At 59.3% G+C, this 25133-nt stretch carries 23 protein-coding genes and 2 pseudogenes; 13 read left to right on the top strand and 12 right to left on the bottom strand.

Annotated elements, in window-relative coordinates:
- Positions 1-44: 44 nt before the first annotated feature.
- Together QKD99_RS04840 and QKD99_RS04845 are read left to right on the top strand one after the other, a co-directional pair.
- Positions 45-759, top strand: a pseudogene (locus QKD99_RS04840) (ATP-binding cassette domain-containing protein).
- Positions 752-2242, top strand: coding sequence for a hypothetical protein (locus tag QKD99_RS04845; protein WP_347950859.1), 1491 nt, complete (start codon positions 752-754; stop codon positions 2240-2242). Before QKD99_RS04840 ends, QKD99_RS04845 begins: the two are co-directional and overlap by 8 nt.
- 140 nt (positions 2243-2382) lie before the next feature.
- Here QKD99_RS04845 and QKD99_RS04850 read toward each other — a convergent pair whose 3' ends face one another.
- Together QKD99_RS04850 and QKD99_RS04855 are read right to left on the bottom strand one after the other, a co-directional pair.
- Positions 2383-3846 carry a glyceraldehyde-3-phosphate dehydrogenase gene (locus tag QKD99_RS04850; protein ID WP_284766890.1) on the bottom strand — a complete coding sequence of 488 codons (1464 nt, stop codon included), beginning with the start codon at positions 3844-3846 and terminating at the stop codon, positions 2383-2385.
- A gap of 55 nt (positions 3847-3901) precedes the next feature.
- On the bottom strand, positions 3902-4885 hold the full coding sequence (locus tag QKD99_RS04855; protein WP_347950860.1) for a nitronate monooxygenase: 984 nt from the start codon (positions 4883-4885) through the stop codon (positions 3902-3904).
- Positions 4886-4920: 35 nt separating this feature from the next.
- Between QKD99_RS04855 and pth the strand changes: the two genes are divergently transcribed.
- Positions 4921-5568, top strand: a complete 648-nt coding sequence (pth, locus tag QKD99_RS04860; protein WP_347950861.1) for an aminoacyl-tRNA hydrolase — start codon at positions 4921-4923, stop codon at positions 5566-5568.
- On the opposite strand, the gene QKD99_RS04865 is transcribed toward pth, so the two are convergent.
- Together QKD99_RS04865 and QKD99_RS04870 are read right to left on the bottom strand one after the other, a co-directional pair.
- Positions 5565-6257 (bottom strand): TrkA family potassium uptake protein, encoded by a 693-nt coding sequence (locus QKD99_RS04865; RefSeq protein ID WP_239277808.1) that lies wholly within the window; start codon positions 6255-6257, stop codon positions 5565-5567. The two genes, pth and QKD99_RS04865, sit on opposite strands and share 4 nt — an antisense overlap.
- Positions 6250-7602: a potassium transporter TrkG gene (locus QKD99_RS04870; RefSeq protein ID WP_347950862.1), complete on the bottom strand. Its 1353-nt coding sequence runs from the start codon at positions 7600-7602 to the stop codon at positions 6250-6252. The genes QKD99_RS04865 and QKD99_RS04870 overlap by 8 nt, the downstream gene beginning before the upstream one ends.
- Before the next feature lie 81 nt (positions 7603-7683).
- Here QKD99_RS04870 and QKD99_RS04875 point away from each other — a divergent pair, with 81 nt between their 5' ends.
- Entirely contained in the window at positions 7684-8520 is an 837-nt protein-coding gene (locus QKD99_RS04875) for an SDR family NAD(P)-dependent oxidoreductase (RefSeq protein ID WP_347950863.1), read from the top strand.
- Between the two features lie 24 nt (positions 8521-8544).
- Positions 8545-10179 carry a peptide chain release factor 3 gene (locus QKD99_RS04880; protein WP_239227990.1) on the top strand — a complete coding sequence of 545 codons (1635 nt, stop codon included), beginning with the start codon at positions 8545-8547 and terminating at the stop codon, positions 10177-10179.
- Positions 10180-10251: 72 nt separating this feature from the next.
- Here the strand turns inward: QKD99_RS04880 and QKD99_RS04885 are convergent, their stop codons facing one another.
- Positions 10252-11817 carry a TrkA C-terminal domain-containing protein gene (locus QKD99_RS04885; protein ID WP_347950864.1) on the bottom strand — a complete coding sequence of 522 codons (1566 nt, stop codon included), beginning with the start codon at positions 11815-11817 and terminating at the stop codon, positions 10252-10254.
- 152 nt (positions 11818-11969) lie between these two features.
- Complete coding sequence (locus QKD99_RS04890; RefSeq protein ID WP_239277802.1) at positions 11970-12839, bottom strand: patatin family protein; 870 nt, start codon at positions 12837-12839, stop codon at positions 11970-11972.
- Positions 12840-12864: 25 nt separating this feature from the next.
- Between QKD99_RS04890 and QKD99_RS04895 the strand changes: the two genes are divergently transcribed.
- Positions 12865-13206, top strand: a complete 342-nt coding sequence (locus QKD99_RS04895; protein ID WP_225747272.1) for a hypothetical protein — start codon at positions 12865-12867, stop codon at positions 13204-13206.
- A 197-nt stretch (positions 13207-13403) separates the two neighbouring features.
- Here the strand turns inward: QKD99_RS04895 and QKD99_RS04900 are convergent.
- The 4 genes and pseudogenes from QKD99_RS04900 to QKD99_RS04915 all read right to left on the bottom strand — a co-directional run bounded on the left by QKD99_RS04900 (position 13404) and on the right by QKD99_RS04915 (position 15329).
- A pseudogene (locus QKD99_RS04900) lies at positions 13404-13879 on the bottom strand (gluconokinase).
- Between the two features lie 108 nt (positions 13880-13987).
- Entirely contained in the window at positions 13988-14374 is a 387-nt protein-coding gene (locus QKD99_RS04905) for a hypothetical protein (protein WP_347950865.1), read from the bottom strand.
- Between the two features lie 48 nt (positions 14375-14422).
- On the bottom strand, positions 14423-14626 hold the full coding sequence (locus QKD99_RS04910; protein ID WP_347950901.1) for a homocysteine S-methyltransferase family protein: 204 nt from the start codon (positions 14624-14626) through the stop codon (positions 14423-14425).
- A 220-nt stretch (positions 14627-14846) separates the two neighbouring features.
- Positions 14847-15329, bottom strand: a complete 483-nt coding sequence (locus QKD99_RS04915) for a hypothetical protein (protein ID WP_347950866.1) — start codon at positions 15327-15329, stop codon at positions 14847-14849.
- 301 nt (positions 15330-15630) lie between these two features.
- Here QKD99_RS04915 and QKD99_RS04920 point away from each other — a divergent pair, with 301 nt between their 5' ends.
- Both QKD99_RS04920 and QKD99_RS04925 read left to right on the top strand, forming a co-directional pair.
- The gene (locus QKD99_RS04920) at positions 15631-16008 is read left to right on the top strand and encodes a hypothetical protein (RefSeq protein WP_347950867.1); all 378 of its coding nucleotides are present in this window, start codon (positions 15631-15633) and stop codon (positions 16006-16008) included.
- Between the two features lie 19 nt (positions 16009-16027).
- A complete protein-coding gene (locus tag QKD99_RS04925) occupies positions 16028-16567 on the top strand; it encodes a gamma carbonic anhydrase family protein (protein ID WP_347950868.1) in 540 nt (179 codons plus the stop codon).
- Here QKD99_RS04925 and QKD99_RS04930 read toward each other — a convergent pair.
- The gene (locus QKD99_RS04930) at positions 16564-17217 is read right to left on the bottom strand and encodes a hypothetical protein (RefSeq protein ID WP_347950869.1); all 654 of its coding nucleotides are present in this window, start codon (positions 17215-17217) and stop codon (positions 16564-16566) included. The genes QKD99_RS04925 and QKD99_RS04930 overlap by 4 nt on opposite strands.
- A gap of 234 nt (positions 17218-17451) precedes the next feature.
- Between QKD99_RS04930 and QKD99_RS04935 the strand changes: the two genes are divergently transcribed.
- The 5 genes from QKD99_RS04935 (at position 17452) to QKD99_RS04955 (ending at position 24089) form a co-directional block, all read left to right on the top strand.
- Positions 17452-19830 (top strand): MMPL family transporter, encoded by a 2379-nt coding sequence (locus QKD99_RS04935; protein ID WP_347950870.1) that lies wholly within the window; start codon positions 17452-17454, stop codon positions 19828-19830.
- Positions 19823-20422: a TetR/AcrR family transcriptional regulator gene (locus tag QKD99_RS04940; protein WP_347950871.1), complete on the top strand. Its 600-nt coding sequence runs from the start codon at positions 19823-19825 to the stop codon at positions 20420-20422. Before QKD99_RS04935 ends, QKD99_RS04940 begins: the two co-directional genes overlap by 8 nt.
- Positions 20423-20545: 123 nt before the next feature.
- A complete protein-coding gene (locus tag QKD99_RS04945) occupies positions 20546-21748 on the top strand; it encodes an NAD-dependent epimerase/dehydratase family protein (RefSeq protein WP_347950872.1) in 1203 nt (400 codons plus the stop codon).
- 17 nt (positions 21749-21765) lie between these two features.
- The gene (locus tag QKD99_RS04950; protein ID WP_347950873.1) at positions 21766-22914 is read left to right on the top strand and encodes a glycosyltransferase family 1 protein; all 1149 of its coding nucleotides are present in this window, start codon (positions 21766-21768) and stop codon (positions 22912-22914) included.
- Complete coding sequence (locus QKD99_RS04955) at positions 22911-24089, top strand: DUF6882 domain-containing protein (protein WP_347950874.1); 1179 nt, start codon at positions 22911-22913, stop codon at positions 24087-24089. The genes QKD99_RS04950 and QKD99_RS04955 overlap by 4 nt, the downstream gene beginning before the upstream one ends.
- Here the strand turns inward: QKD99_RS04955 and QKD99_RS04960 are convergent.
- Entirely contained in the window at positions 24066-25109 is a 1044-nt protein-coding gene (locus tag QKD99_RS04960) for a 3-hydroxyisobutyryl-CoA hydrolase (protein ID WP_239277794.1), read from the bottom strand. The two genes, QKD99_RS04955 and QKD99_RS04960, sit on opposite strands and share 24 nt — an antisense overlap.
- Positions 25110-25133: the final 24 nt, after the last annotated feature.

A 25133-nucleotide genomic window follows, 5' to 3' on the forward strand; every position in this document is an offset into this window, starting at 1 on the left:
GTGGGCGGAAGATATTCGCGTCCCAGCACGGGAGACTACGCAGTATGAATTATGAAGTCTCCTTTGAGCACGTCTCCAAGTCTTTTGGGCCTCACATGGTTTTGCGCGACGTAGATTTTCGCATCGCGCCTGGTCGCGTCCACGCCTTATTGGGACGCAATGGCGCCGGAAAATCTACGCTCTTTTCAATCTTTTTAGGCCTGCTCTCCGCCGATTCCGGGATGGTTAAAGTAGCTGGCGTTCCCTGGTCTCGCGAAGTCCTAGACCACGTTGGTGCCTCCGTCAATGGCCCTGCCTTTTACGGGCATCTCTCTGCAGAAGCCAATCTTCGCGTACATACTAGATTGCTCGGGCTGCCGGAGGCTGAGGTCGACCGCGTGCTCTCCATCGCCGGTCTCAGCGAAGTTGGTTCCAAAAAAGGCAAAGTCTTTTTCTACCGGTATGAAGGCACGCCTCGCCTTGGCCCAGGCTCTCCTAGGCGATCCAGAAATCCTTGTGCTGGATGAACCACAAAATGGCCTTGATCCGCAAGGCATTGTAGAACTGCGGCACCTCTTGCAAAAGCTTGCTTCTGTCGGCCACACCGTAATCGTGAGCTCACATCAGCTCGGCGAGATTGTCCATCTAGCCCAAGACATCACCATCCTTGCTGAGGGTTCCATTCGCTATTCCGGCGCACTGGAGAACTTGGCTCCTAGTGGTCAACTTGAAGCAGAATTTTTCCGCCTGACGTCTCCGGATGGTGAGCGCCATGTTTAAGCGCTACCTTTCCGCCGAGCTCCTGCGCAGCCGCGGTAGCGCGCTGCAATGGCTCCCGCTCCTAGCCATACCGCTCGTGGTGATGACCGTACTATTTTCCTCCTTTGCTTCTTCCGCGAAGGACGCTACTGGCGTCTTAGGATGGCAGTCCATGTTCATCACGGGCATGTATGCACCTCTCATTGCGCTTTTTGCCACTATTCCCGAACACCGAGAGGCCCGTACCCGGAGCGGCGGTACGCTGTGGCGGAAAGTCAATCCTCACTATGAACAGGCATCCCGCTTTCTTGTCATACTCGCCAGCCTTGCGGCCTTCCATCTCCTGAATTTCGGAGTTTCCTGGGCAGTGGTCGCACTTCAAGGACGAGCGAACCATCAACTGCTACTAGTAGCTGGAGTCTATTCCTTCCTGGGCGCCATCGGTATCGCCGGTCTCGCTGCAGCGAGTGCACGTCGTTGTGGTCTTGCCGCCGCGCTCGTTGCAGGTATTGTCTGGCAGGTAGTTAGTGTTTTACCGAGCATTGTCGAAGGCAATGCGTGGTGGGCTTTCCCGCCAGCATGGCCGCTGCGGCTATTACTTCCTGCACTGCGCATTCATCAGAATTCCGTTCCTCTCGATCCGGGAGATCCGCTGCTGCAAGAAAGTCCTGTGCCTGCTGCGGTGCTATGTCTCCTATTGGCGGTAGTCGGTGCCTGCGCCGCAATCCTTACTCCTCGCCGTACACGACCTCTTTCTCTGCTCCGCCGCGCAGAGGCACCTGCTACTACTGCCGCACCAACTACCGCTGCTGGAACTTGGACCCCCGCAGTTATACCTCGTGCCGCCGCTCGTTCCCGGCTTTTGGGCGCGGTGCGCGGACTTCATCGTGCCGCTTTGAGCCCCGCACTCATCGCCTGCCTAGCTTTAACCGCACTGGCTCTGGTTTTCCTCTCCGCTATCTACTCGCCTAGCTATGTAGAAGGGTTCTTCCTCTTCTTATTGCTACCGGTAGGTGCGGGGATCCTTCCCGTGATGGTGTGGCCCCTTCTCGCGCCCTCGTGGCCTCTCAGTTATATTGAGTCGCGCTATAGCCCAATCGCACTCCTTTTGTGGCTACTTGGCACTGTTGTGCTCGTGTGTTCTGCCGCATCGCTCGCGATGGTCTGCTCTGGTGGTTCTGCCACGGCCGCAGCAGCACAGTTGCCTCTGGCTGTGGGGGTGGGCTTTGCCATCACAGTAGTTTCCCTAGTTATCGTGCTGCTTTTCGGTATTTTGAGCGCGCTCGCCTTCACTATCGTAGGCACGATAGTCTCCGTAACCCTCGGCGGTGATGTACTAGCCAAGACCTTCTTGTGGCTCCTTGCCTTTCCAGTGTGGCCGATGAATGCCGATTCTCCTGGACGCTACACCGTCGCGGCGCTTTTGACGTTGTTGATTGCTGTCGCTGGTTCATGGGCATCCACACGGTTACTACGGACTACTGCTCTGCGGCCCACAGGGTAGAAACGCTACAAAGCAGCCACGATATCCGGCACTTCGGTCCGTTTTGAGTCAACAACGCGGCCGCAATATCGGCCCAGCACCGGGACACAAGGATAAAACGGCAAAAGCCCGCGGAAACCGCGGGCTAGAGCTAGGTGAACTTAGAGCTCAGAAGGAGATACGCGCTTCGGCAGAACAACCGGGCGGGTGTGCGCCAGCTCTTCTACGATGCGTACTACCTGGTTGGAGTAACCATACTCGTTGTCATACCACACGTACAGCACCAGGTGCTTGCCGGAGGCGATGGTAGCAACGCCGTCGACGATGCCGGCGTGGGTATTGCCGATGAAGTCAGAGGAAACAACCTCTGGAGAGGCAATGTAGGAAATCTGCTGGCGCAGGTCGGAGTGCAAAGAGACATTGCGCAGGAAGTCGTTGACCTCATCGCGCTCTACTTCCTTGGACAGCTCGAGGTTGAGCACGGCCATGGACACGTCCGGGGTAGGAACGCGGATGGCGTTGCCGGTGAGCTTGCCCTCAAATTCCGGCAGAGCCTTAGCCACAGCCTTGGCTGCGCCGGTAGCGGTAAGCACCATGTTCAGGCCTGCAGCGCGGCCGCGACGATCGCCCTTGTGGTAGTTATCGATGAGGTTCTGGTCATTGGTGAATGAGTGCGCGGTCTCCACGTGGCCGTGGTTTACACCGTAGCGGTCATTGATGACCTTGAGAACAGGGGTAATGCCGTTGGTGGTGCAGGATGCAGCGGAGAGAATCTGATCCTCATCGCTGATGTTGTCGTTATTGATGCCGTAGACGATGTTCTTGATATCGCCCTTGCCCGGTGCGGTCAGCAGCACGCGGGAGATGCCCTTGGCCTTGAGGTGCTGAGACAGACCCTCGCGGTCGCGCCATGCGCCAGTGTTGTCCACCAAGATGGCATTATTGATGCCATAAGAGGTGTAATCGATCTCGGCGGGATCGTTAGCGTAGATCATCTGGATCTTGGTGCCATTGGCCCAGATGACCTCGTTTTCCTCATCCACGGAGATGGTGCCGTTGAAAGCACCGTGGACGGAATCGCGGCGCAGCAAGGAAGCGCGCTTGAGGATGTCACCGTCGCCCTTCTTGCGCAGGACGATGCCGCGCAGGCGGACGCCACCGTATGCTGCCTCGCGGGCGACGAGCAGGCGGGCCAGCAGGCGTCCGATGCGGCCGAAGCCGTAGAGGACGACGTCGGTGGTCTCTAGGTCAACGCCAGCACCGACGATCTCGCACAGCTCGCCTTCCAAGTACATGCGGAGGTTTTCCTCGTTGGATTCCTCCCACCCGAGGACCAAGCGGCCGAGGTCGACGCTTGCGGCGCCCAGGTTCATGTCTGCCAATTCCACCAGGATAGGCAGGGTCTCCGCCGTGGACAGGTGGCGCTGTGCGATGCGGCGGCCGTAGCGATGAGACTTGATGATGTCGATATCGGTCTGCCCCACCAGTGGGCGGCCGAAGATGGTGGTGACAACGTTATTGTTGCGGTGCAGCTGGTGGATGAGCGGAATCATCTGCTGCGCCAGCTCGAGGCGCTCGTTCCAATCATCATGGCCAACATGTGCGTTCGCAGTCACGTAATTCATTCCTTTTCTGTCACGGGGGTGGCATTAAATCTTCAAACATAAATATTAGCGCTTACTAGTGTGGGTTTTGGCATAGATCGTTCAGGATGTTGGCCACAGTACCCCCGTTAATTTTTGCCACGTCGGTACCTACGAGGCAGTAAGCTACGGCATCATCGTGCTGCGCACGGCGTTCCTTAAGCACAGGGTTCAAGAGCGGATAAACCGGGGGAAGGTTGGGGTGACTGCGGGTGTACTGAGTTTCTAGTCCACGAGCAAAGCGGCCCGAGAAAGCACGGGTAGACACGGTTTGCCCACCACGGCGCAGTAGCTGCCGGTTGTAGTCACTCGTTCCCGCCTCTTCAGTGAGCAAAAATGCGGAACCGCAGGAACATGCGCCGACGCCGTCCCAGGACATAGCGGTGGCTATATCGTCTGCAGTGCGCAGGCCGCCAGCGGCGATTAGAGGAAGTTCAGGGGCTGCGGTATGCACGTCGGACACCAATTCCTCCAAGTCCCGAGAATCGGGAGTCGCGGCTAAGTCCCAGGTTCCGCGATGGCCGCCGGCGGCTGGGCCTTGGACGCAGAGCACGTCGACGCCCCGACGTGCGGCCGCGGTTGCCTCAGCAGAAGTGGTGACGGTGGTCCAGGCCTCTGCGCCCGCAGCGTGGATTCGCTCTATCTGTTCAGGTGTGAAGGTGCCAAACATAGACCACACCACGCGGGCGCCGCCGCGCAACGCTAGGTCCAGCTTCTCTGCAAAGCCAAAGGAGTAATCGGGATCAGGTAATGGCTGGTTTTCTGCTTGCGCCAGCTCGCGTGCGGCGGCGCGTTGCGCCCCGGAAAGCGGCTGTTGTGGGCAAAAGAAGTTTGCTCCAAACGGAATACCGGCACACTGGTCAATCTGTGTGCGGGCAGCGTCTAGGCTGGCAGAGCCCAAGCCTAGAGTGCCAAAGGAACCGGCGGCATGGGCGGCGCGCACTAGTTCCGGGGTGGTGAGACCGCCGGCCATGGGCGCGGGGATTACGCTACGGGAAAGGGAGCTTATAACCTGACTCATAGCACCCCACCTTACTGAGAGAGGAAGCTAGTGCAGTGGCACCTTTAGGAGATTTTTTCGCGCGGTTCTTTGGCTCGAAGAATAAACCCACACCAGGCCTCAATCCGGACGAGCTAGAGGCGGAGTGGCTTATTGTGGGCTTGGGCAATCCCGGCGCGAAGTATGCCGCTACCCGCCACAATGTGGGCTATATGGCCATCGATGATCTGTTAGCCGCAGGCGGTGACGTGCTGGAGCCGGTTCGTGGGATGGATGTGCAGGTCGCGCCACTTAGCTGGGCGGGACAGAAAGTACTTGCCGTGCGTTCGGGCACGTTTATGAATCTTTCTGGCGATCCAGTAGCGCCGCTGGCACAGAAGCTAGGCATCGCCCCAGATCACGTCATTGTTCTCCACGATGAGCTGGACCTTCCGGCCAATAAGATCCGGATCAAGCAGGGCGGAAATGAAAACGGGCACAACGGCCTCAAGTCGCTCACCGAGCGCTTGGGCACCCGCGACTATCTGCGCGTGCGCATTGGCATTGCCCGGCCGCCCAAGGGTTCGTCCATTCCGGATTACGTATTGGGCCCCGTGGATGCGGGCGCTGGCTTTGATGACGCCATCGCCACCGCGGCCGAGGCCGCCCGCCTCATCGTGACGGACGGGCTAGGCAAGGCCCAGAACCAGATCCACTCGCGCTAGCACTGGGAAAATTTTTCTAGTGCCTTGGGGCTGCCGGCGGCGACGATGAAATCGGTGGGGGTGAGCTCGGTGGCGTCGGCAAGCGGGGCCCACTCCCCTTCCGCGCGGCGCACAGAGACCAATTGCACGCGGTGCGTGCGCCAGATGGCAGAAAGGTCGAGCGGCCGGCCCACCAATGAGCTAGGAACGGCCATCTGGGTCACGCCATAATCGGTGGCAATCTCCGCAAAATCACGGAAACGCCCGCCCAGAAGGTAGGCCACGCGGCGGCCGGTATCACGCTCTGGCCGGATGACATGGTGGGTGCCAATCTGGCTGAGAATGCGCGCGTGCGCCTCCGAATCAGCCTTGGCCCAGATGTCTTTGACCCCCAACTCCACCAGATTGGACGCGGTGAGGATGGAATCTTCCAAGTGGGAGCCGATGGCGACGATGACGCGCTCGACCTCCTCCACGCCCAGCTGGCGCAAGGCCTCTGGGTCGGTGGTATCGGCTGCAATGGTCTCGGTGAGGTAGGGCGCTTCTTCACGCACGCGCTTTTCGCTGGAGTCGATGCCGAGGACCTCAACCCCATTGGCCATCAGCTCATGAGCAAGCGAGGAGCCAAATCGGCCTAATCCAATAACGACGACGGGTGGAATATCGATGCCGGCGCGGGTGCGTCCCAGCGCCTTGAGAATATTAGCCAAGGAACGGCCTTTCTTCGGGGAAGCTATAGCGCCGGCTGACGGATTTCGCCGCCAGCGCTGCTACCAAGGTGGTTGGGCCAACGCGGCCCAGGTACATAATGAGGCACAGCACTATCTGCGAGGGCGCAGATAGGCTTGCGGTAATTCCGGTGGACAAGCCCACCGTAGCGAAAGCAGAAAGAACTTCGAAGGAGACTTGATCACCGCTAAACTCCGGATCAAAAAAGCGCAGCGCCGCCACGCCCAGTGTGACCACCATGACGCCGGCAAAGCTCAACGCCAGTGCCTGGCGGGTCACCGATCGCGGAAGGCTGCGGTGGCCAATGGTGGTGGTTTCCCGGCCCGAAAACTCCGCGGCCATGGCAGCCAAGAGCACGCAGGCGGTGGTGACTTTAATACCGCCGGCCGTACCGGCCGAGCCACCGCCGATGAACATCAAAATATCGGTGCCCATCAGCGTAATGGGGTGTGCCTGCCCATAATCAATGGCGTTAAAGCCCGCCGTGCGCGGAGAAGCGCTGGCAAAGAAAGAGTTGAGCAACTTATCCCCCAGCGACATCGAGGACAAAAGCCCGGTCCACTCCATGCACGCGAAGAAGACGCCACCAGCGAGCAAAAGCACGGTCGTGGCCGCTAGGGTCATGCGGGCGGTAATGGAAATGCGGTGGACCACAAGGCGATCGCGGCGTACCAACCGCACCAGCTCCGCCCACACCGGAAAACCTAAACCGCCACCGATTAAGGCGGCGGCCAACGGCAGCAAAATCCAGGCATCAGAAACAAAGGCCACCAGGTTATCGCTATTGGTACTGAAGCCGGCATTGTTAAATGCAGATACCGCATGGAATATGCCTTCCCACACCGCTCGCGGAAAGGAGTGCCCATAGCCAATCATCAAGCGTGCGGCCACAATGACAGCGATGATGGTCTCAGCCACCGCGGTAAAGACGAAGGTAAAAATCAGCGTCTTGCGGATTCCACCGGGGGCAATGGGTCGCCCCTCATAGGCACCGGTTTTGCGCGCCTTGAAGCTAATCCGGCCAGTAAATAGCAGGCCGGATAGCGAAGCGAGCGACATGATGCCCAGGCCGCCTAGTTGGATCAGCGCCAAGATGATGACCTGCCCGGCCGGGCTCCAAAAGCTGCCGGTATCCACCACGATAAGCCCGGTAAGCGAGACCGCAGACGTAGCGGTAAACAGGGCGGACAGGAAGGAAGCGCGGGCGGTGCCGGCCTCGGCGAACGGCAGCATAAGCAAAACCGTTCCCACCAGAATCAGCACAAGGAAGCCAGCCGCGGTCAATCGCGCCGGGCCCCACTGCCGTACGGAAAGCAAGTGTTTCACGAGCGGAAGTATAGATCTGCTTTCGGCGCAGGGAAACTGCTGGCCGGCACTACCCCTCGGTGGGCGGTTAGCATTGGTGTTATGACTTCGCCACATAGCACTGCCAAGACCATTGTGATTACCGGCGCATCCGGCGGGTTGGGGGCCGCGGCAGCTCGTCAGTTGCACCGCACCCGGCCACAAGACAACCTGGTAATCATCGGCCGCAATCCGGAAAAAACCCGCGCAGTGGCCGAGGAAGTCGAAGGCCAGTACTTCCTAGCGGACTTCGAATCCCTGGGCCAGGTACGCCGCTTGGCACAGGATTTGGAAGGCTTAGAGCACATCCACGCCTTGGGCAATAACGCCGGCGGCATTTTTGACGGCCCGTCTACCACCGCCGATGGGTTTGAGCGCACCTGGCAGGTCAACGTGGTGGCGCCTTTCCTGTTGACCTCGCTGCTACGGGACAAGCTGCGCGCGGATAACGCGAACGTGGTGCAGACGGCTTCGCTAGCTAATTTCCTCATGTCCAACTTTAACCTGAACGATCCCAATACGCTGGAGCACTTCAGCCCCGAGCGTGCCTACGGCAACGCCAAGCTGGGCGATATCCTGTTCACCCGTTATCTCGACGCCCACGGGCTTTCCGCGGTGTCCTTCCACCCTGGCGTGCTTGCCACTGACTTTTCCAAGTCCTCTACCGGCATGATGTCCAAGATGTATTCCGGGCTGATTGGCAAGACCTTTGGCACTCCTGCGGACGGCGGCGATAACCTCGCCTACTTTTTGACCGGCACCGAGGGAATCCACTTTGAATCCGGCGAATACTACAACGACAAGCGCAAACCTGGCCTCCAGCGCCCCATTGCGAAGAAGCTGTCGGTGGCTCGCCGCGTCTTTGATGATTTGGGGCGCCGCCTCAATGTGGAGTGGTAGCGCGAAACCACTAGACTATGCCGCATGAGTTCTGTCGTTTCTGAGGCCTCGCGCCGCCGCACGTTTGCCGTTATCGCCCACCCGGATGCTGGTAAGTCCACGCTGACGGAGGCGCTGGCGCTGCACGCACACGTTATTAATGAGGCCGGCGCGGTCCACGGCAAGGGCAACCGCAAGTCCACCGTGTCTGACTGGATGGATATGGAAAAGGACCGTGGCATTTCCGTGGCGTCCTCGGCGCTGCAGTTCGAGTATGCGCCGGAGGGCCACGAAGGCGAGCCCTACATGATTAACCTGGTTGATACCCCGGGCCACGCGGACTTCTCGGAGGATACCTACCGCGTGCTCACCGCGGTGGATGCGGCAGTCATGCTTATCGACGCCGCCAAGGGCCTCGAGCCCCAGACTCTTAAGCTCTTCCGCGTGTGCAAGGCCCGCGGCCTGCCTATCGTTACCGTGATCAATAAGTGGGACCGCGTGGGCCGCGAGCCTTTGGAGCTTGTCGACGAAATCGTCAACGAAATCCAGTTGCAGCCCACCCCGCTGTACTGGCCGGTCGGCATTGCCGGTGACTTCCGCGGCCTGGCGCATATCAACGATGATGGCGAGGCCGATGAGTATATCCACTTCATCCGCACCGCTGGTGGTTCCACTATCGCCCCGGAGGAACACTTCGATCCGGATGCCGCTGGTGAGAAGGAAGAAGACGTGTGGGAGACCGCTGTCGAGGAAGCCGAGTTACTTGCCGCCGATGGTGCCCTGCATGACCAGGAGCTATTTGAGCAGTGTGTAACCTCCCCACTCATCTTTGCCTCTGCGATGCTGAACTTTGGCGTGCACCAGATTTTGGACACCCTATGCGCCATCGCCCCGGCTCCGCACTCGCGGGACTCCGATCCGAAGGCAGTTGAGGCTGCCACCAGCGCCATTGATGAGGTCCGCGAGGTCAGCGATGACTTCTCTGGCGTCGTCTTCAAGGTCCAAGCAGGCATGGACCAAAAGCACCGCGATAATTTGGCCTTTATGCGCGTGGTCTCCGGTGAATTCGAACGCGGCATGCAGGTCAACCACGCCCAATCCGGCCGCAGCTTTTCCACCAAGTACGCCCTCACCGTCTTTGGCCGCACGCGCGATACCGTGGATACCGCCTATCCGGGCGATATCGTGGGTTTGGTCAACGCAGGCTCGCTTGCCCCTGGTGACACCATCTATTCCGGCAAGAAGGTGCAATTCAAGCCCATGCCGCAGTTCGCGCCGGAGGCCTTCCGCATTCTGCGCGCGAAGTCGCTAGGCAAGTACAAGGCCTTCCGCAAGGGACTGGAGCAACTGGCGGCCGAAGGCGTGGTCCAGATCCTCAAGAACGAGGCGCGTGGCGATGCCTCCCCTGTCATGGCGGCGGTGGGCCCCATGCAGTTCGAGGTCATGCAGGCCCGCATGGAGTTCGAATACAACGTGGAAACCGTCACCGAGCCTATCCCCTATTCCGTGGCTCGCCGCACCGATGCCGAATCCGCCCCAGAGCTCGGCCGTCAGCGTGGCGTGGAAATCTTTACCCGCCAAGATGGCGAGCTCATCGCGCTCTTTGGCGATAAGTGGAAGCTCGCCTTCATTGAGAAGGAACACCCAGAGCTCACCATGGAAACCCTCGTGGCGGATTAGAAACCACACAGGTCCACATAGCAGAGAAAAAGGCCGCTTCCCGTTCTGGGAAGCGGCCTTTTCCGTTGCGTGTTAAACCATCAACATCACAGGGACAACGGCAATCTTGACCACCTGCGCCACCACAATGGTGGCCGCATAACCGGTCATGATGCGCGAGTCGGAGCTCAGCCCCGTGGCGTAGTTGACCACGGCCGGCTGAGCAAAGATGCCAGAAAGTCCGCCAGAGGTACGGGTTTCGGACTGACCCATGAAGCGATTCGCTACAGCGAATAAGACCGAAACCACCACGGTGACAATGGCGGCGAGGATCATGCACTTCAGACCCATCCAGGAGAAGGCGGTGAACAAGAATGCCTCGCTGGATGAGAGGCCCACAGACGCCAAGAAGATGACGAGGCCCCACTGCTGGAAGGCGGTATTAATGGAAGCCGGAACCTGCCATGGAATGCGGCGGGTGCGGTGCAGCGCACCGAGGATAAGACCGGTAATCAGCGGGCCGAGCGCGAAGCCCAGCTCGAAAGAAGCACCACCTGGCATCGGTACCACGACCTGGCCCAGCAGATAACCCAAGAAGAGGCCACCACCCAAGGCCACCCAGTTCAGCTCGGAGTAGGACTTAATGGAGTCGCCGAAGTAATCCTGGATATCGCCCAAGCGGTCAAACTTCACGATGAGCTCGAGGATATCGCCGGAAGCCAGATGAGTTTCATTATTGGCCAAGAATTCCTCATCGCCGCGCTGCACGCGCACGATACGACCGCCATAGCGGGAGAACAGGTTGAGCTCCTCAACGGTGCGGCCGGCAATATCTTGGTTAGAAATAGCCACGGTTTCGATGACCAGGCGCTTATCCACGAACGGAGTTTGCGGCTGGCGCTTGCCCAGCATTTGGGTCAGTTCACGGGCCTTGGCCTTGGTGACCATCACGCGCAGGATATCGCCCTTGTGCAATTCGGGGCGATCGCCGGCAACCCGGACCTTATTACCGCGGCGAATGGTAGCGATCACAAAGTGATCCTTGAACTGTTCTTCCAAATCATCGTAGTTCACGTCTTTGGTAACGCGAATGGTGCGGGAGCGGAAGATCTTGGAGGCAGAATTGTCCTTATCGTGCTTGGCGGGCCAATTCTGCTTGAGCAGGAATGCCACGACCAAAATGGCCACCGCCACACCCACGGGATAGCCCAGCGAGTAGCCCACGGCGGGTAGCTCTTCACCGGTTTGTTGCTGGGCAACTGCCAGCGACGGCGTCGAGGTCGTGGCGCCGGCAAATACACCAACGGAAGCCAAGGTATCCAGCCCCAGCATGCCACCAAAGAGGATGGCTGCGCCCGCGGCCACCACAATCGCAATGGTCGCCGTGAGCATGTGCTTCATCTGCTTGGAAAAGCCCTTGAAGAAGCGCTCACCGGCGGACAGGCCTTGCATATAAATAAAGAGTCCCAAGCCCAGCTCTTGCAGGGAGCTTAAGATGTCTTTATCTAGGTCAATAAACGAGCCGAAGGCCAAGCCCACAAACAGCGTGCCTGCCGCGCCAAAGCGCAGCGGACCGAAGGGGATCATGCCAAAAAGCGTGCCGAGCAGCACTATGAAGAAAATGCTCAGCCATATATTTCCATCAAAAATTGCTAACACGCTGGAATATTTTAGGCATTTTCCCCCAAAGTTCCACGTGAAAGGCACATTCTTTAACGACCACCAATGGCATCGCTACTGCTTAGACCCTTTTCACCAGGGGCCACCCACCCCCAGCAGCGGCACATCTCACAGCTAACGCCCATAGTGAACTAATCGAGGAGGAATTCCTTCCACCGTGGCCACTCCGTGTAGGTCTGGGCTTTCCCTGCCTGATAGTTCGCCCGCAGCTTGTGTACGTTGCGTTCGGTGGAGGCCACCTGCATATCTTCCGGGAAAAATAAATGCGCCTTCCCTTGGCGCTCCAACTCCAAAAGCCGATCTTTGGCTGCGTTATAGAGGGCGGGGCGGGCTATAAGGGCGTCGGCAATAGCGGGGTACCTGCGGAAGATGCGGCGGACGAAGGCTGGGCGCGCAACCTCCGGGCGCACATACCCGCGCGGCTTAGTACCAATAAACAGAAACTTCTCGTATCCGGCCTCTTCTGCTTGCGCAATGGTAATGCCACCGGAAGAGCCCAAAGCACCGTCCACGTACGGCGCGCCGTCGATAAATCGCATCGGCATAATCAGCGGCAGCGTGGAGGAAGCGCGCACGCGCACGAAGAGATCTTCCGGGGTGTGGATGTCCTGGCGAGTCCAGTAAACAGACTCGCCGGTATCGGCGCGCGCTGCAGCAAGCACCATATCGGCCGGATGCTCGCAGTAGGACTGCCAATCAAAGGGCAAATCCCTGTCTGCTGCGCGCTCATAGATGTACTCGGCATTGAAATACCCGGTGCCACGCACCAGCGAACCCACGCCACCGAAGCTAGGGTTTTTAGCAAAGTCCGTAAAAGACTCTTCGGCGCGGCGGGCATCGCGCGACAAGTAATTAACGGTGTGCGATGCCCCGGCAGAGACGCCGCCTACCCAGCCAAAGTCCACGCCTTCTTCGATGAGTTTGACCATACAGGCGGCAGTATAGGAATTGCGCATGCCGCCGCCTTCAATAACGAGTGCGGTGTTACTGGCGTCAATCATGGTGCCCCATACTACGCTGGGCCCAATGAAGCGCATTTTCCGACAATTGCTCGCGGACGAAGAAGGCACCTTCGATATCGAAACCGGCCAGCAGCCCCGCACCGGGTTCGCCTATAACCCCACCGGGAAGGTGCTCCTGCGGGTGACGGAGCCTACCCCGGCCGCGGTGAGCAAAGCCTTGGCCTTAGCCAAGGAACACGGCGCGCGGTATCTCGGCACATGGCGCCAGCCGGATGGTCCGCTCGTCTTCCTCGCCACGGCCGTAACCCACGATGAGTCCGTGGCCCGCGAGCGCGTTGCCGCCACCGGCCAACGTGCCTATTTCGACCTGGAGCGCTGCCGCACCATCACCGTGAGCGCTCACTAGACTGGGCTCCCATGGGATTAAAAGATGCACTTGCCCGGCTAACCGGCGCGCAGTCCCCGCGCCTGGCGCGCCCCGATTCCACCTGACTTAGGCCATTTTAGTGCGGAACAATCCCACCCCACCGCCAAATACCACCAGGTAGCAATGTCAAGAGAAACGTTACTCACCCACACATGCCCTAAGTCGGGAAGCGCCAGCTAACCCCGTAAGTATTCAGCCGCTTCGGCGGCAAGTTCCTCTGGGGCCTCGCTGACATCCAGCAGGATGCCCGCTTCCCCGGCTGCAGTTCCTCGAGTGTCTCGAATTGCGAGTCCAGAAGGACGACCGGCATGAAGTGCCCAGAGCGCTGACTCATGCGCTCCTTGAGCAGCTCATAAGAGCCGTGCAGGCCCACAAAGATCGTATCGATGATGTCGCGGTGGGAGAGCTTGAGTGCGGAGCAGCCCACAATGGCACCGGCGTCCTAGTCCGTGAGAAAGCGGCCTAAGGACTCGAGCCAGGGCTTGCGGTCGGCGTCGTCAAGGGCCTGCCCCGAGGCCATTTTCTAGATGTTCGCCGCCGGATGCATATCGTCCCCATCCCGAAAAGGCAGGCCCGTGCGCTGCGCCAGCAGCTCCCCGACAGTGGACTTACCGCAGCTCGAGACTCCCTTGATCACCACCTGCTTGCGCATCATCCCTCCTTGCAGCACCCCACCAAATCGTACGCACTGCGCACTGCCTGACGCAGCGCGATTCAACGCAACATGACGCAACCACCGTGCGGCTCGATAAAGCGCGGTTTAACCCAGCGGCGCGTACATGAGGTTCGCGCGCTGCACCTCGCCGCGTGTGGTCGGGTCAAAGGTCGCGCACAGGGCAGCCGCCACGTAGCGCACGCCACCCACCGGAGCAGAGGAGCCGACCCGCTCGGCGCAGTTCTGCAAGGCCGGCAGGCCGATGTCGTCGCCCGGCGAAGTCATGGAGAAGAAGGACGCGGCCATCATGGTGTCACCATCGGCACGCACATACTCGGAAGAGCCCTTGATGGCCTGCCAGGCAATCGCGCCAACGGGGTCGGTACGGAATTGGTTCCGCTCAGTCTGGGTCAACTCGGCGTTGGCGGCGGGTACGGACAGAGATGCGACGAGGAGCGCAGCGCATGCTGCGAGGAAAGAAGACTTTTTCATAGCAATATTGTATCCCCCGTGCATTGGGGTTGTCCTGGTATTCCTTCGCTATTGTCCAGAGGAACCGCTTGTTGCGGGAAGGATGGAAGCGCGCAGCTGGCGTATCTCAGTGGACCCCACGCGGCAGCACCCACCCAGCAGGCTAGCACCGGCAGCCACGAGATCCGTTACGGCCTCAGCCAGGCTCGCCGCGCCAACGGAGGCTGGCCGCCAATCATGGGCGCCGTTGTCCCAGCCGAGGCTTGTGTCCAGATCTGGCCGTGGGCGTAGTCTTCACCGGGGTTTTCCCACCGCCAGGTTTCAATCACCTCAGGCACGGTGGAGGTTTCACCGACAAAATGTAGTGCAGACCTGCATCGATGAGTGCTTGCTTGTTCGCCGCTGAAACCATGCCCGCATCAGCAACGACGGTAACCTCGTCGAGCTGGTAGGCATCTTAGAACCGTGTGATCATCGGTAGCATCGTGTGGGTTTATACCGAGTTGCCAGCAAACGCGCCCACATGCAGTGGAAACCCGGTGGCATCAGTAAGCAGCCCGACAAGGTTTTGTGGCTCCACACGGCGTTCTTTGGAAAATAGGGAGTTGCGAAGCTCATCAGGAGTATCGGCTTCAAAGTACAAGATGGTCACGTCGTACAAGTTAAATGCGCCTGGCCCAATACCTGCATGATGGGCCAACGTTTGGGTTTGTATCTCCCCGAACGATTCGGTGGCGAAGGAGGAAAGACGCCTCTGGATGGTGCGGTAGCTTGCGCTGGTGATGCCAACCTCAGCAAGAGTCTCGATGAAATCCAGCTTTAAGCTGGGATGGATGATCCGGGCACGCACCAGAACACGAAGCACCGGATCATCGCCGCTTGCTGCAGCAAGGCCTAACTCGTTGAAACACGCATCAATACAGTCCAGCAAGTATCCAGCCCGCTGACCGGCTACCGGTAGCGGGTTGGTCACCATCGACGATGCGTTGAGCCTCAGCCCGCAAAAGCGCAAGCTCAGACTCTGAATGCGCTGAGCCGATATGCTTCATTCTTTTCGCACTTTTGCGTTCAGAGAACACCACGTGCACCGCTATCGCTCCTGAGTCGGTCTTGACGGTGCGAATATAGGGACTCACCAAAATCAGACTACTGAACACCCCGGAACTACCCACTTAGTGCGGAAAAATCCCACCCCACAAACAAAACCACCAGGTAACAGTGTCAAGAGTGACGTTACTCACCTGCCCATGACCTAAGTCAGGTTAGACTAAGGGCTTATGGGATTAAAAGACGCCCTCGCCCGACTTACCGGCGCGCAGCCCCCGCGCTTAGCTCACCCCGATTTCACCGCCCCCACCGCACGGGTAGAAAAACTGGAAATCCACACCGCTGGCTCGCTTATCATTGTGGTCACTAATCAGCCCGGCGCGGAAGTGGTCTGCGAGTTAGCCCGCGCCCGTGAATCCGCTACCTTGGTCTCTCCCGCTGCCACGGTTCATTTTGCCGCCACAAACAAGGAAGCCCTTCCCATCAAAGATCCCCGGCGCGGCTGGGTCATTCCGCTTGCGCCCGCGCTTGCCGACGCCCTCGTAGACAACCTCCCCTACCCCGGCGACTACGAGCTTTCCCCCGCCCTAGCCGTGGTGGTGGAATAGTTTCCTAGAAAGGACTGACATGCTGCTTTTGCCTTGTGCTGGGAAGAAGCCGCGCATCCACCGCAGTGCGTGGATTGCGCCCAACGCCACCATCATTGGTGATGTAGAAATCGGCCCGGACTCCTCCGTGTTTTATGGCAGTGTGCTGCGCGGCGACGTGGGCGCAATTCGCATTGGCTCTAGGTGCAATATTCAGGACAATTGCGTCTTCCACGTAGAAGAGGACACGCCATGTGTACTAGAAGATGATGTCACGGTGGGACACATGGCGATGGTTCATGCCGCGCATGTGGAGGCCGGTTCCCTGGTGGGTATGTCCTCTTCGCTGCTCTCGCGCTGCACTATTGGCACCGGATCGCTCATCGCGGCAGGCGCCGTGGTACTGGAAGGAACCGCCATTCCACCGCGCAGCCTTGCCGCCGGCGTGCCAGCGAAGGTACGTCGCGAGCTCAGCCCGGAAGAGTCACAGGCCTTCATTGCGCATGCTGCCCGCTACGTGGACTGCGCGCGCAGCCAATCCGATGTGGCATTGAGCCTGGATGAGGTCACCTTTGATTAAAGGGAAAGCACGCCCATAAGGATGAGGAAGACCGCCACGAGGTAGCCGCCGAAGAGCGCCACCTGGGTGCTATTGGCGCGCGCCGCGGCAAAAAGACGGCCGGCGGCCGATTCGGGATGGGCGCGCACCACCGCAATAAAAAGGCCACAGATGGTGGGCAGGGACAAAGCCAGGCTGGCGTACCACACCAAGCCCCCGTACTGAGCGGCCGGAGCGATATCTTCGGTAGCCAGGTGCATGAGCCCGTAATAAAACGGCACCGAGGTCAGCGATTGCACCACGCCCATAATGAAACCGATGATCGCGGTAAGCAGCGATGGAGTACGCAACGGCTTGAGCAGCCGATTTACCAAGGCATTGGGCTGGCCTTGAGAGCGCCACGAGCCGAACCCCACCGCGATGCCGACTGCGACAAGTACCCAGCCGGCAATAGGTGAGCTCAAAATGGCCTCAATCTGGTCTTTTACTCCCAGCAGCACAAACATCACCACGGCCGCCGCGGCGAGGACTCCCATCCAGTCCCCTATCACCACTAAGGAGGCAATGCGCCGATACTTGCCGCGGGGCAAGATGATGCCAATGGCCACGAGGATTCCAATGAGTAAGGCATTGACGGAATCCAAGAGGGCGAAACTAACGGCGTGGAGCATGCCGGTTAGTCTACCGCCCCATGCCGCCATCGCCGATACGCCCGAGGACACAAAACCTATATCTCACGAGCGGCATCCTATGGTCCACCGCACAGGTCTTTGCACACATTCCGCAATTTTGCGTACACTATGCAATGTTTCGCACGGGGTGCAAATTTCTCCCCGCGGATTCCATAGTCACTGTCACCTGCGCGCAGAGCATTGCACGCATACTGCACAAGAAAGCACATTTTTATGTCTAAATTCCTCTACCGGCTAGGTAGCTGGTCCTACCGCAAGGTGTGGCCCTTCCTAGCCTTTTGGCTCATCGTCTTGGTGGCCATGGCGGCACTTACCGCCGGCTTTGCCAAGGCCCCGAACCCTAATTTCTCCATGCCGGAGATGGACTCCACCACCACCCAAGACAAGATGATGGAGCGCTTCGGCCAAGATACCGATGCCATGAGTGCACCCGAAGGCACCGTGGTCATCCAAGCACCGGAGGGAAAGACCCTCGCCGATAAGCAGGTAGCCGGCGAGGTAGATGACCTCCTTGGCGAACTCAAGGACACTGGCGCACTCAAGGACCAGGACAAACTGGTCAGCCCGGTGATGGCTGCAGCCTGCATGGAAAAGCAAATGGGCGAAAAGATGAAGGCCCAGCACATGCCAGACGAGCAGATTCAGAAGAACCTGCAGCAGCTCTCCCCTCTGAGCGAGGATAAGTCCACCGGCACCGTCACCATCACCTTTGATGCGGAAACCGTCATGGATATCCCAGAAGAGGACATGACCAAGGTCACGGAAGTACTCAATAAGTATGACGAGGGCGACCTCACCGTGAAGTACCAGGGCAATGCTTTTAGCTCCGCTGGCCAAGAGATGGGTGGCAGCGCCGAGATTATCGGCCTCATCGTCGCAGCGATCGTGCTGCTGATTACCTTCGGTTCCTTCGTGGCCGCTGGCATGCCGCTAATTTCCGCCATCATCGGCGTGGGCATCGGCATCCTCGGCGTGCAGGTATCCACGGTCTTTACGGATACCATCTCCGATATGACCCCGACGTTGGCCTCCATGATTGGCCTGGCCGTCGGCATCGATTACGCGCTGTTTATTGTCAACCGCTTCCGCAACGAGCTCATCACCTCCTCTGGCCTCAACGATCTTTCGCCAAAGGAACTGGCCCAAGAGCTCAAGAAGATGGATAAGGCCACCCGTGCCCACGCCATGGGCATGGCGCTGGGCACCGCGGGCGGTTCCGTTGTCTTCGCCGGCACCACCGTGGTCATCGCCTTGGCCGCGCTGACCATTATCGGCATCCCGTTCCTGGGCACCATGGCCATCGCTGCTGCGGCTACGGTCATCATCGCCGTATTGGTTGCCAATACCTTCATCCCTGCCCTGCTGGGTCTCTTGGGCACCAAGATTTTCGCTGGCCGCGTGCCTGGCCCCAAGGTTCCAGACCCAGAGGACGAAAAGCCCACCATGGGCCTGCGCTGGGTTCGCCGCGTGCGTGCCCACCCGTGGCTGCACCTTATCGCGGGCGTCGTTGTGCTGGGCATCCTGGCCGTACCATTTGCCCAGCTGCGCCTGGCCATGCCCACCGATGGCACCGCAAAGCCCGGCACCCCGCAGCGCGAGGCCTATGAGATCACGGCAGACGCCTTTGGCCCTGGCCGCAATGCGCCGATGATCGCGTTCGTTGATGTGGCCGACGTCCCTGAGCAGGACCGCATGCCGGCCTTTCAGGAACTGCTGCAAGAATTCAATGACAACGACGGCGTAGAAAACGCCCAGATCGTGCAGACCACTGACAACGGTGATGCTGCCCAGATCATGATCACGCCTACCACCGGTGCAACCGATGAGGAAACCACCGAAACCCTTAACCACCTGCGCGATTACCAGGGTGAGTTTGAAAAGACCGGCGGTTCCTACGGCATTACCGGTATCACCCCGATCTTCGATGACATTTCTGAGCGCCTCAATAACGTGCTCATCCCATACGTAGCCATCGTGCTGGGCCTGGCCTTCATCGTCTTGATGCTGGTCTTCCGCTCCATCTGGGTACCGCTCATCGCCGCAGCCGGCTTCGCTTTGTCGATGGCCGCAACCTTCGGCATCACCGTGGCCATTTGGCAAGAAGGCATGTTCGGCATCGTCGACGACCCACAGCCGCTGCTTTCCTTCCTGCCCATCATGCTCATTGGCCTTACCTTCGGCCTAGCCATGGACTACCAAGTCTTCTTGGTTACCCGCATGCGCGAGGGATTTGTCAATGGCAAGACGGCCGGCAACGCCACCTCGAATGGCTTCAAGCACGGCGCCCGCGTGGTCACGGCCGCGGCCCTCATTATGGTTTCCGTCTTCGCCGCCTTCATCTTGATGGACGAGCCGTTCATTAAGACCATGGGCTTTGCCCTGGCTGCAGGCGTGTTTATCGACGCCTTCGTGGTCCGCATGATGATCATCCCCGCTACCATGTTTGTGCTGGATAAGAAGGCATGGTGGTTCCCGCGCTGGTTGGATAAGATCACGCCAAACATGGATATTGAAGGCGAGGCCTTGCACTCTGACCACGAGGAACTCCTGCGCACCCAACGAGAGAAGGTAGGCGAAGCACACCGTGACTAGTCCGCGCGAAGAAAAGAAGCGAGCTACGCGTCAGGCCATGGCCGATGCGGCAGCGCGCCTCGTCCTCGACGGCGGTACCGAAGCCGCCACGGTCTCCGGCATCACCGCGGCCGTCGGGGTCTCTCCGCGCACCTTTCACAATTACTTCTCCTCGGTGGCCGATGCCCTGCTGTACTTCACGGCTGACGTACTGGAATCTTTCGCTGCGGATATCCCCTCCGTGTGCCCTGGCAAGAGCGTTACCGCCGTCTTAGAGGCAGCGCTGCTCGAATCCTTGGAAGACGAAGAAAAGGAACTGCGGTCCCTCCATACGCTCTACCGCATTGGTGAGGCCCTGGATAACCTCAGCCACACCCCCGAAGAAAGGCGGCGTTTCGAGCGCGTATCTGACACCATCATTTCCGCGTTCCAGCAGCGCGGTACTGACTACTCAGACTATGAGCTAAGCGTCGTCCTCAACGCGTGCGCCGGCGGCAGCGTTGCATTCCGACAGGAGCTGGATCGCCGCCAATCTGCGGGTGAAAACGTCAGCTTGGCAGATAAGAAGAAGCTGGCAAAGGACACTTTTTCCGTCCTACGTACCTTGGACTAGTCGCTAGCGCGCTACACCATAGGTTCATTCACTGTTAACCCTGCATGGCCCAAATATACGGGCTATGCAGGGTAAAATTTTCCCTTAGCCTCAGCACGACTACTAGCTCTGGAGAATGACACAGTGAAGATAGCGATTCTTGGTGGCGATGGCTTTTGTGGATGGCCCGCTTGCCTATTCCTTTCGGATCAAGGCCACGAGGTCGCCATCGTTGATAACCTCTCCCGGCGCGCCATCGATGCGGAACTAGGCGCCGAATCCCTCACACCTATCGCTTCCATTGAGGAACGCCTGGCAGCGTGGAAGGAAGTCAGTAGGAAAGATATTTCCTTCGCCGACATCGACATCGCCCAGGATTACGCCGGGCTCGTGGAGTTCCTCCATTCCTTCGCTCCGGATGCCGTCGTGCATTTTGCGGAGCAGCGCGCCGCGCCCTACTCCATGAAAAATCCCACCACCAAGCGCTACACGGTAGATAACAACATCAATGCCACCCATAACCTTTTAGCCGCGGTTGTAGAAACCGGCCTCGATATTCACGTCGTTCACCTGGGAACCATGGGAGTCTACGGTTACGGCACCGCCGGAATGCAGATCCCTGAGGGCTACCTGGATATCAAGGTATCCGTACCGGAACAGGGTGAGGTGGAAAAGTCTATCCTCTACCCTTCCAATCCGGGTTCGATTTACCACATGACGAAGGTCTTGGATCAGCATCTTTTTGCCTACTACGCCAAAAATGATGAGCTGCGCATCACCGACTTGCATCAGGGCATTGTCTGGGGCACCCACACCGCCCAGACCCAGAGGGATGATCGCCTGATCAATCGCTTTGATTATGACGGCGACTACGGAACGGTTCTGAATCGCTTCCTCGTGCAAGCCGGCATCGACTATCCGCTGACGGTACATGGAACCGGTGGCCAAACCCGCGCCTTCATCCACATTCAAGACATGGTGCGCTGCGTCGAGCTCGCCCTGGAAAATCCACCATCGCGCGGTGACCGCGTCAAGATCCTCAACCAAATGACCCAAACTCACCGGGTGCGCGACTTGGCGGAGCTTATCGCTGATATCTCTGGCGCCGAAGTAGCCTATGTTCCCAATCCGCGCAAAGAGTCGGCTGAGAACGAGTTGCACGTATCCAATGACACCTTTCTGGGGCTCGGCCTTAATCCCACCACGCTGTCTGAGGGCCTACTCCACGAGGTCGAAGAGGTTGCCAAGAAGTACGCGGACCGCGTTGACCGCAGCAAGATTCCGGCTCAGTCTGTGTGGACCGCACAACAGGCAGCAGGCGTTCCAGTCGCCACGCAGCAGAAATAGGCAGTGATTTGCCTACTATGCGCATTGCCATTGTTACCGAAGTTTTCTTGCCCAAAATTGATGGGGTGGTCACCCGCCTGACCAATACGCTGGACCAGCTCGCGGAGCTCGGGCATGAGGTACATATCTTTGCCACCGGCACTCCGCCAGAAACTTATGCGGGTTTCCCGGTTACCCGCATCCCCAGCCGCTCACTGTGGGTCTATCCGGAAATTCACTTTGGATTACCCAGCCTCCGGTTCTTCCGCGCCATCCGCGACTTTGATCCGGATGTCATTCATGCCGTCAATCCCATTTGGACCGCGGCACTCGGAGTTTTTGCCGCCGAGCGCGATGCCGTACCGCTGGTTGCTAGCTTCCACACCAATGTGCCGGAATACACCGAGGCCCTTGGCATTGGTTGGCTGCGTCCGATTACGCAGAAGGCCATTACGTTTCTCCATAATCGGGCTGCTATCAATCTCTGCACCTCCGGCCCCATGGTGGATAAGGCACGCAACATAGGCATCCATACCGTGCGGCTGTGGCCTAAGGCCGTTGATACGCAGTCCTATCGCCCTGACAACTATGACGTCCAGATGCGCTCGCGGTTGACCGGCGGGCGCCCAGAGGCCCCGTTGGTTACGTATATCGGCCGAATTTCGCACGAAAAGGATGTGGCGCGGCTCAACGAGGTCATGCGCCAGGTGCGCACGCGCGTGCCGGCCGCGCGCCTCGCCCTCATCGGCGCCGGTCCCGCGCTAGAGGAGTTGCGTGCCCAATTCGATTCCGCCACCACTGTGTTTACCGGCTATCTTTCTGGAGCAGAGCTGCAGGCAGCCTTCGCGGTCGGCGATGTATTCGCCTTCCCCTCCGCCACGGAAACGCTGGGTTTGGTTGCTTTAGAGTCCTTTGCTTCCGGGGTGCCGGTGGTCGGCACCAATGCCGGCGGGATCCCCTTTGTTATCGAGCATGGAAAGACCGGGCTGCTGGTAGATGAGGAAGCCACGGATGAGCAGTGGGCGAACGCCCTGTGCTCATTGTTGGAGGATCCGCAGGCGCGCCAACGCATGGGGCGCGCCGCGCGCGAAGAAGCGGAGCGCTACTCCTGGCGGGAATCAACCAAGGCTTTGGTAGCCGCCTATGAGTACGCCTGCCGGCACCCGTATCATCGTGAGCAACCATGAATGCTTACCACTCCATTGAACGCGCCGCGGCTGATGCCCGCTTTATCCGTGCCGGAATCAACGCTGCCTTTCGTGAACGCATCGGGAAGGCGACCGACGTGGAATTCAATTTCCTCGGCCCCTCGGCTGGCGATAGCGAAGGAAGCTATGCCACCGACCAGCTCGTGGAGGTACGGGTAAGCTCCGCGCAGCACGTAGCGGATTTTCGTGGCGTGCGCCTGGCCGTCATCGCCGCAGGCACCTGGCACTGGACTACCGCTGCGACTGAGCACTTTGCTGACCTGCCACAGACAGGCTCGGCCACCGCAGACATTGACCGAATGGTTGCTTTTGCCTCCCTTATCGTGGGCAATATGCCGGTGCTGCGCGCCCAGCAGGGCGAGCACGTAGCCATTGTTGCGGTAGATTTCCACCCCTACCTGGACTTTCGCCAGACCTTGCTGCGCGGTCTCCAGCACAGCAGCGCAGAAGCGGATGAGAAGGGGCCGGCCCTCGCACTCGCCCGCTACCTAGACATGGATTCCACCGCGGAAGAGCCTTACCTGCATTTTTCTGATGGCACCACGGTGCGTTTTGAACAGCCAAGCCCCGAGGTACACAAGATTTCCAGCATCACCCCGGGCTTGGCGGCCGCGCGCGTCTTGGAGGACGCCTTTTACTTAAGCACCGAAAACCAGATGTTTTTCCAGGGCAACTTCCCAGATGCCACGGTAGAACTCGATGTGGATAAGGCCACCGCCACGGTGTCCTATAACGGCGGGCAGATTACGGCTAACGCGGTGCTTATCGCGACCATTTCGGACGAGGAGTTCACGTGGGCCTGGGCAGATCCGGTGTTTAAAGACACCGCGGCGGCGCGGTTGGCAAGAAACCTAGCGCGCTTTGGCATCGACGAGGCCGTGCCCGAACTGGTGCGCCCTCACCTTCCGCTTCCGCTGGCGCGCGAGCACCAGCTGCCGCAGCTAGCTTTGCCCATTTTGGGGATCTGGACACTGGCGGGCACTACGCTTGCCGACGCCCGCGTGGGCCTCGTCCTCCTCGATGCCCCACAGCTCCACCTCCCTGAGCCGACCCCAGCCGCCACCAAAGCGACGTTGGCGGTGCCCCCTCCCACATGGATCAACGCCGATCGCGCCCGCGCCGCCTATGGATCATTTCGCGGGGTGGAGGTGTAGGGCGCTGCGGAGGGCGTCCACGTCGACGTCGGCAAGCGCGGCAGGCTCAAATGCCGCATCGTTGGTTTTATCCACCAAGACCGCTCGCACGCCCTCGGCAAAGTCTCCACGCCGGTACATATAAGCGCCCAGGTTGGTCTCCATATCTAGGGCCTCGCGGATGCTGCTGCACTCCTGCTCGGCGTGGAATAGCTCCATGGCCGCCACGATGGAGGTCGGGCACGCCTGCGCGGTCAGCTTTTCTACCTGTTGCTTCAGTTCTGGGTACTTTTCCAGGGCCGCAGAAATGTCTTGCCAGGTGTTGTGGGAAAAGGCGTCCTCGATGGCGTCGATAAGCTCGGCCAAGGCAGCCTCGCCGCTAGGTGCGGTGGCGTGCTGGGCTAGCGCCGTGGCTAGTCCCTGCTCAATAACCGCACTTGCAAAGGCCTCGCCGTCCGCCACATAGTGGGTGGCCAGCCCGCTCCACACAAGGTCTGCGGCATACATGCGGTAGCCGGTAATCCCCCAGAACTTCGCCAACTCGGCCGAGGCCTTCCCGCGCGTTCCCACCGCACGCTGGGCGGCATAGGCCATGCCCACGTCGGTGACATAGCCAATATTCATCTCTGGCATGGAGGCAAAGGTTTTCTCCGTAACCACGCGGTGGGACCCATGGGCGGAAATGCCCAGACCTCCTCCCATAGCGATGCCATCGATGAGCGCCACGATGGGCTTGGGATACTCCGCGATATCACCGTTCAACGTGTATTCGGTGGCGAAGAAGGCATCCACCTCATCCACTTTGCCTTCCTTGACCGCATCGCGGGCATAGCGAACATCGCCGCCGGCGCAATATGCCTTGGGGCTAGTCGAGGTAAACAGCACCTGTTCCACCTCATCGTTGGCGCGCCACTGCGCCAGCGACTCCGCAATGAGGTGGATCATTTCCGGGGTGAGGGAATTGAGAGCCTTGGGGCGGTTGAGTTCAATGACTCCGGTATGGTTACGGATTGAGGAAACGATAGGTGCAGCAGTAGTCATAGCCCCTAGTGTGACACAGAACGC

Origin of the sequence: Corynebacterium sp. c3Ub_189 (assembly GCF_039907195.1) — a bacterium.
Classification (GTDB): Bacteria; Actinomycetota; Actinomycetes; order Mycobacteriales; family Mycobacteriaceae; genus Corynebacterium.

Coding starts and splice junctions, on each gene's coding strand:
- QKD99_RS04930 (WP_347950869.1), bottom strand. CDS start 17,217: ATGCTCCACGCCGTTAGTTTCGCCCTCTTGGATTCCGTCAATGCCTTA.
- QKD99_RS04880 (WP_239227990.1), top strand. CDS start 8,545: ATGAGTTCTGTCGTTTCTGAGGCCTCGCGCCGCCGCACGTTTGCCGTT.
- QKD99_RS04960 (WP_239277794.1), bottom strand. CDS start 25,109: ATGACTACTGCTGCACCTATCGTTTCCTCAATCCGTAACCATACCGGA.
- QKD99_RS04915 (WP_347950866.1), bottom strand. CDS start 15,329: ATGGTGACCAACCCGCTACCGGTAGCCGGTCAGCGGGCTGGATACTTG.
- QKD99_RS04855 (WP_347950860.1), bottom strand. CDS start 4,885: ATGAGTCAGGTTATAAGCTCCCTTTCCCGTAGCGTAATCCCCGCGCCC.
- QKD99_RS04950 (WP_347950873.1), top strand. CDS start 21,766: ATGCGCATTGCCATTGTTACCGAAGTTTTCTTGCCCAAAATTGATGGG.
- QKD99_RS04925 (WP_347950868.1), top strand. CDS start 16,028: ATGCTGCTTTTGCCTTGTGCTGGGAAGAAGCCGCGCATCCACCGCAGT.
- QKD99_RS04850 (WP_284766890.1), bottom strand. CDS start 3,846: ATGAATTACGTGACTGCGAACGCACATGTTGGCCATGATGATTGGAAC.
- QKD99_RS04845 (WP_347950859.1), top strand. CDS start 752: ATGTTTAAGCGCTACCTTTCCGCCGAGCTCCTGCGCAGCCGCGGTAGC.
- QKD99_RS04935 (WP_347950870.1), top strand. CDS start 17,452: ATGTCTAAATTCCTCTACCGGCTAGGTAGCTGGTCCTACCGCAAGGTG.
- QKD99_RS04875 (WP_347950863.1), top strand. CDS start 7,684: ATGACTTCGCCACATAGCACTGCCAAGACCATTGTGATTACCGGCGCA.
- QKD99_RS04955 (WP_347950874.1), top strand. CDS start 22,911: ATGAATGCTTACCACTCCATTGAACGCGCCGCGGCTGATGCCCGCTTT.
- QKD99_RS04895 (WP_225747272.1), top strand. CDS start 12,865: ATGAAGCGCATTTTCCGACAATTGCTCGCGGACGAAGAAGGCACCTTC.
- QKD99_RS04890 (WP_239277802.1), bottom strand. CDS start 12,839: ATGATTGACGCCAGTAACACCGCACTCGTTATTGAAGGCGGCGGCATG.
- QKD99_RS04920 (WP_347950867.1), top strand. CDS start 15,631: ATGGGATTAAAAGACGCCCTCGCCCGACTTACCGGCGCGCAGCCCCCG.
- QKD99_RS04905 (WP_347950865.1), bottom strand. CDS start 14,374: ATGAAAAAGTCTTCTTTCCTCGCAGCATGCGCTGCGCTCCTCGTCGCA.